Source organism: Pseudomonas sp. K5002, assembly GCF_013386655.1.
In the GTDB taxonomy this organism is placed as follows: Bacteria; Pseudomonadota; Gammaproteobacteria; order Pseudomonadales; family Pseudomonadaceae; genus Aquipseudomonas.
Genome location: NZ_JACARK010000031.1, coordinates 1 through 5,153, shown reverse-complemented (window position 1 = coordinate 5,153; position 5,153 = coordinate 1). Strand labels below are relative to the sequence as shown.

The 5,153-nt window shown below is 60.6% G+C and carries 5 protein-coding genes and 1 pseudogene; 1 reads left to right on the top strand and 5 read right to left on the bottom strand.

Going from position 1 to position 5,153, the window contains the following annotated elements:
* A partial coding sequence (locus HX846_RS01620) for a tetratricopeptide repeat protein (RefSeq protein WP_178964832.1) occupies positions 1–554 on the top strand: 554 nt, incomplete at its 5' end.
* 66 nt (positions 555–620) lie between these two features.
* Here HX846_RS01620 and HX846_RS01615 read toward each other — a convergent pair.
* The 5 genes and pseudogenes from HX846_RS01615 to HX846_RS01595 form a co-directional block, all read right to left on the bottom strand.
* The gene (locus HX846_RS01615; protein WP_003215969.1) at positions 621–1,784 is read right to left on the bottom strand and encodes a type III PLP-dependent enzyme; all 1,164 of its coding nucleotides are present in this window, start codon (positions 1,782–1,784) and stop codon (positions 621–623) included.
* A 474-nt stretch (positions 1,785–2,258) separates the two neighbouring features.
* Positions 2,259–3,416 carry a betaine/proline/choline family ABC transporter ATP-binding protein gene (locus HX846_RS01610; RefSeq protein WP_008437274.1) on the bottom strand — a complete coding sequence of 386 codons (1,158 nt, stop codon included), beginning with the start codon at positions 3,414–3,416 and terminating at the stop codon, positions 2,259–2,261.
* Complete coding sequence (locus HX846_RS01605) at positions 3,413–4,066, bottom strand: ABC transporter permease (protein ID WP_003215973.1); 654 nt, start codon at positions 4,064–4,066, stop codon at positions 3,413–3,415. The genes HX846_RS01610 and HX846_RS01605 overlap by 4 nt, the downstream gene beginning before the upstream one ends.
* A gap of 11 nt (positions 4,067–4,077) precedes the next feature.
* Positions 4,078–4,971, bottom strand: coding sequence for a glycine betaine ABC transporter substrate-binding protein (locus HX846_RS01600; protein WP_003215975.1), 894 nt, complete (start codon positions 4,969–4,971; stop codon positions 4,078–4,080).
* Positions 4,972–5,009: 38 nt separating this feature from the next.
* Positions 5,010–5,153, bottom strand: a pseudogene (locus HX846_RS01595) (ABC transporter permease); the annotation flags it as partial.

The window sequence follows — 5,153 nt, the reverse complement described above, 5'->3', positions numbered from 1 at the left end:
GGCGTTGCCTGGAGCATGGCTGGGGTTGCGAGGCGGATGCCGTGGCGGCGGCCCGGGAATATCGTCGGGCGGCCGAGGCCGGGCTGGATTGGGGCTTGTACAACTACGCCAACCTGCTGGCGACCGGGCGCGGGGTTGCCGAGGATCAAACCCAGGCGCTGGCGTGTTATCGACAGGCGGCGGAACTGGGCCATGCCAAGTCGATGAACCTGCTGGGGCGTTATCTGGAAGAAGGGCAGTACTGCCCGAGGGATCTGGAGGCAGCGGTGGCGTGGTATCGCCAGTCAGCAGAAGGCGGGGATTTTCGCGGGCAGTTCAGTTATGCGGCGGTGTTGGCGGACCGGGGCGAGATAGAAACGGCACTGGAATGGTTGCACAAGGCACTGGCGGGCGGGAATTTGAAGTTCTTGCGGGTGGCGCACAAGGCGTTGTGTGCCGCCAATGAGCCGCAGATACGGGCAATGGCCGAGATCTATCAAGAGCATGCGATTGAACTTGATCGTTCCCACGCGCTGCGTGGAAATGCCGCCCTGGACGCTCTGCGTCCGCTCTAACGGCGTGACGCAGAGCGTCACCGGATGCGTTCCCACGCAGAGCGTGGGAACGATCAGGGCGTGCGTTTACAGGTAGAACGATTTCAATGGCGGGAAGCCATTGAATTCAACTGCGCTGTAGCTGGTGGTGTACGCACCGGTGGACAACCAGTACATCCGGTCACCAATCGCCAGGTTCAGCGGCAGGCCGTACTTGTAGTTCTCGTACATGATGTCGGCGCTGTCGCAGGTCGGGCCGGCGATGACCACTTCTTCCATCTCGCCTTTCTTCTCGGTCCAGATCGGGAACTTGATGGCTTCGTCCATGGTTTCGATCAGGCCGGAGAATTTGCCCACGTCGGTGTATACCCAGCGCTCGACGGCGGTGCGGGATTTACGCGCAACCAGTACCACTTCGCTGACCAGGATCCCGGCGTTGGCGATCAACGAACGGCCCGGCTCCAGGATGATTTCCGGCAGATCGTCACCGAAGTCTTCCTTGAGGAAGCGGATGATTTCCTCGGCGTAGGTTTCCAGGCTGTTGGTGCGGGTGATGTAGTTGGCCGGGAAGCCGCCGCCCATGTTGATCAGCTTCAGGTGGATGCCGTCTTCTTCCTTCAGGCGCTCGAAGATCACTTTGACCTTGGCGATCGCCGCGTCCCACACGCTGATGTCACGCTGTTGCGAGCCGACGTGGAAGGAGATGCCGTAAGGCACCAGGCCCAGGTCGCGGGCGAGAATCAGCAGGTCCATGGCCATGTCGGTCTGGCAGCCGAATTTGCGCGACAGCGGCCAGTCGGCCGTGGTCGAGCCTTCGGTGAGGATACGTACATACACTTTCGAACCCGGGGCGGCCTTGGCGATATTGCGCAGGTCGGCTTCGGAGTCGGTGGAGAACAGGCGCACGCCCTTCTCGTAGAAGTAACGGATGTCCTTGGATTTCTTGATGGTGTTGCCGTAGCTGATACGGTCGGGGCTGACGCCGCGGTCCATGACCTTGTCCAGCTCGTAGATCGACGCGATGTCGAAGCTCGAACCCTTGTCCTTGAGCAGGTCGATGATCTCGACGGCCGGGTTGGCCTTGACGGCGTAATACACCTTGGCGAATTCGAAACCGGCGCGCAGGTCATCGTAGGCCTGGCTGATCATCGCGGTGTCGATCACCACGAACGGGGTTTCCTGGGTGTCGGCGAACGCCTTCATTTTGTCAAAAGTGGCGCGCGCGAAATAGTCTTCGACCTGGATCGACATGCTGGGAACTCCTACTGGCAAACTAGATTGATCAATGGGTGCAAATGAACGTCCTCCGTATCCCCACTTTGGTTCGCCTACTTCCCAAGGCATGTCGCCGAAAGCAAAAAGGCCATGGGATCAACCGCTTCCCTTGGCCTTGCTGTCTCGTCGTCAGTACTTGAGCCGGATGGATCGTTTCCAGCATGGACGTTCGGCGCGAACTTTAGGACGTGAGGGGCTATAGATCAACTAAAAATGTCGCGTTTTTGCACGCGTTCGTCGTGCGGCCGCGTGCAGCTACTTATGTAACCGACCGGTATGACGGATTGATGTTCCCCGGGAGGGGCAATTTGACGTGTTGCAGGCACAGTGAAGATCCAATGTGGGAGCGGGCTTGCTCGCGAATGCGGTGTATCAGCCAATGCATCCGGTGACTGACACTCCGCCTTCGCGAGCAAGCCCGCTCCCACATTTTGACCGCTGTGTGTCAGGTCAGGCCAGTGCTGTCTCGGCAGGCGACACAATGCTGGTCTTGCCCCCACGGGACTTACCGGAACTCAGATACTCGGCAATCGACTCCTGGGTCACTTCCCCGAGGAACACCCGCTCCGCATCCATCACCGGCAACCACGAGCGGTTGAACTCGTACATCCGCGACAGCAGGATGCGCAAATGCTCGTCATACGCCGCCGTGGCGTTGAATTCCCGCAGGTACTGGCCGCAGGTACCGGTCTGACGATGCAGGTCGCGACGTCGCACATAACCCAGGGCCTTGTTCTCGGCATCGGTGACCACCACGTAGCGACGGTCCAACTCATCCATCTGCTCCAGGGCATCCGCCACCGGGGTTTCCGGGCTGACCGACGGCGCGTTGTCCGCCGCATCTTCAGCCTTCACCAGCAGCAGGCGCTTGAGGGTGCTGTCCTGGCCAACGAAGTTGCTGACGAATTCGTCGGCAGGGTGGGCCAGCAGGGTGTCCGGGTGGTCGATCTGCAGCAGCTTGCCGGCGCGGAAGATCGCGATCTTGTCACCCAGCTTGATGGCTTCGTCGATGTCGTGGCTGACCATGATCACGGTCTTGTTCAGCGCGCGCTGCATCTCGAAAAACTCGTTCTGGATCATCTCGCGGTTGATCGGGTCGACCGCGCCGAACGGCTCATCCATCAGCAGCAACGGTGCATCCGCCGCCAGGGCGCGGATCACGCCGATCCGCTGTTGCTGGCCGCCGGACAGCTCACGCGGGTAGCGATGCAGGTACTGCTTGGGTTCGAGCTTGATCATGCTCATCAACTCGCGGGCGCGGTCGTGGCATTTCTGCTTGTCCCAGCCCAGCAGCTTGGGCACCACCACGATGTTCTCTTCGATGGTCATGTTCGGGAACAGACCGATCTGCTGGATCACGTAGCCGATGTTGCGACGCAGGGTCACTTCGTCGAGGTCGGTGGTGTCTTCGCCGTTGATCAGGATCTTGCCGGAGGTCGGCTTGATCAGGCGGTTGATCATCTTCAGCGTGGTGCTCTTGCCGCAGCCCGAGGGGCCGAGGAATACGCAAATTTCGCCTTCGTTGACGGTCAGGCTTACGGAATCAACGGCGGTGATGGTCTTGCCGTTGCTTTGGAAGGTCTTGGTCAGGTTTTGAAGTTCGATCATTTGAGCAGTCCTTTTGGAGTCAGCGTGCGTTGCAGCCATTGCAGAAGCAGGTCGGCGAAGATGGCCAGGAGACTGACCAGCACGGCGCCAACGATCAGCATCGACATGTCGCTGCGGCTGATGGAAGCCAGAATAAGTACACCCAGGCCACCGGCGCCGATGGTGGCGGCGATGGTCATCACACCAATGTTCATGACGACGGCGGTGCGCACACCGGCGAGGATCACCGGTACGGCAATCGGCAGCTCGACCATGCGCAAGCGCTGGCCGAAGGTCATGCCGATGCCTTTGGCGGCCTCGCGAATGCCTGGCTCAACGCCGGTGAGGGCGAGGTAGGTGTTACGCATGATGGGCAACAGGGAATAGAGGAACACGGCGGTGATCGCCGGCATCGGCCCCAGGCCCTGGCCGAACTTGGAGTAGAACGGCAGCAGCAGGCCGAACAGCGCAATCGACGGCACGGTCAGCAACACCGTGGCACTGGCTTGCAATGGGCCGGCGAGCGTCGGGAAGCGGGTCATCAGCACGCCCAGGGGCACGCCGACGACGATTGCGAGGATCACTGCAATGCCGACCAGGGTGATGTGCTGCCAGGTCAGGTGCAGGACTTGGGCCCAATCAAGATGGGAAAAGGCGTTCAGGAATTCCATGTCTTCTCCTCTTAGTTGATCGGATGCTGGCGCAGGAAATCTGCGGCCACGGCGGACGGGCTTTCGTGGTCGACGTCGACCCGCGCGTTCAGCTGGCGCATGGTTTCGTCGTCGAACAGCGCAGCCAGTGGCTTGAGATCAGCGGCCAGTTGCGGATGGGCATCGAGGTAAACCTGACGCACCACCGGCGCGGCGGTGTAGTCCGGGAAGTAGTGCTTGTCGTCTTCCAGCAGCTTCAATTTGAAGGCGTTCAGGCGACCGTCGGTGGTGTAGACCAAGCCGGCAAACACCTGGCCATTACGCAGCGCGGTGTACACCAGGCCGGCGTCCATCTGCCGGGTGTTCTTGCGGGTCAGGTTCATGTCGTACAGCTTGACCATGCCGGCCATGCCGTCGGAACGGTTGGCGAACTCGGTGTCCAGGGCCACCAGGCGGTTTTCCTTGGTTTTCTCGGCCAGTGCCGCGGTCAGGTCGCTGATGCTGTTGATCTGCGGGAATTCCTTGGCCACGTTCTCTGGCAGGGCCAGGGCGTAGGTGTTGCTGAATTTCGACGGGGAGAGCCAGACCAGGCCTTTTTTCGCGTCGAGTTCTTTCACTCGGGCGTAGGACTGTTCGCTGTCGAGCTTCTCGTCGACGTGGTTGTAGGCCACCAGCGACACGCCGGTGTATTCCCAGATCAGGTCCAGTTGCCCGCTTTCCTGGGCACTGCGTGCCAGGTTGCTGCCCAGGCCGCCGGTCACACGGGTGTCGTAACCCTTGGTGCGCAGGTACTGGGAGGTGATTTCGGCGAGCAGGGTCTGTTCAGTGAACACCCGGGCACCGATGCGGATGACCGGTTTTTCAGCGGCTTGCGCAAACCCTGCGAACAGCAGGACGCAGCTCAATATCAATGTCAGTTTTTTCATGTGAATTCCTGTTTCAGGCCCAAGACGGGGCCAAAGCCTTAAGACGGACGCAACCCGCGTTCCAGCCAAAGGCGGCTGGCCATGGTCACCAGACCGTCGAGCAGCAAGGCCAGCAGCGCGGTGCATGCGGCGCCGAGCAGCAGTTGCGGCTGATTGTTCAGGGCGATGCCGGGGAAGATCAG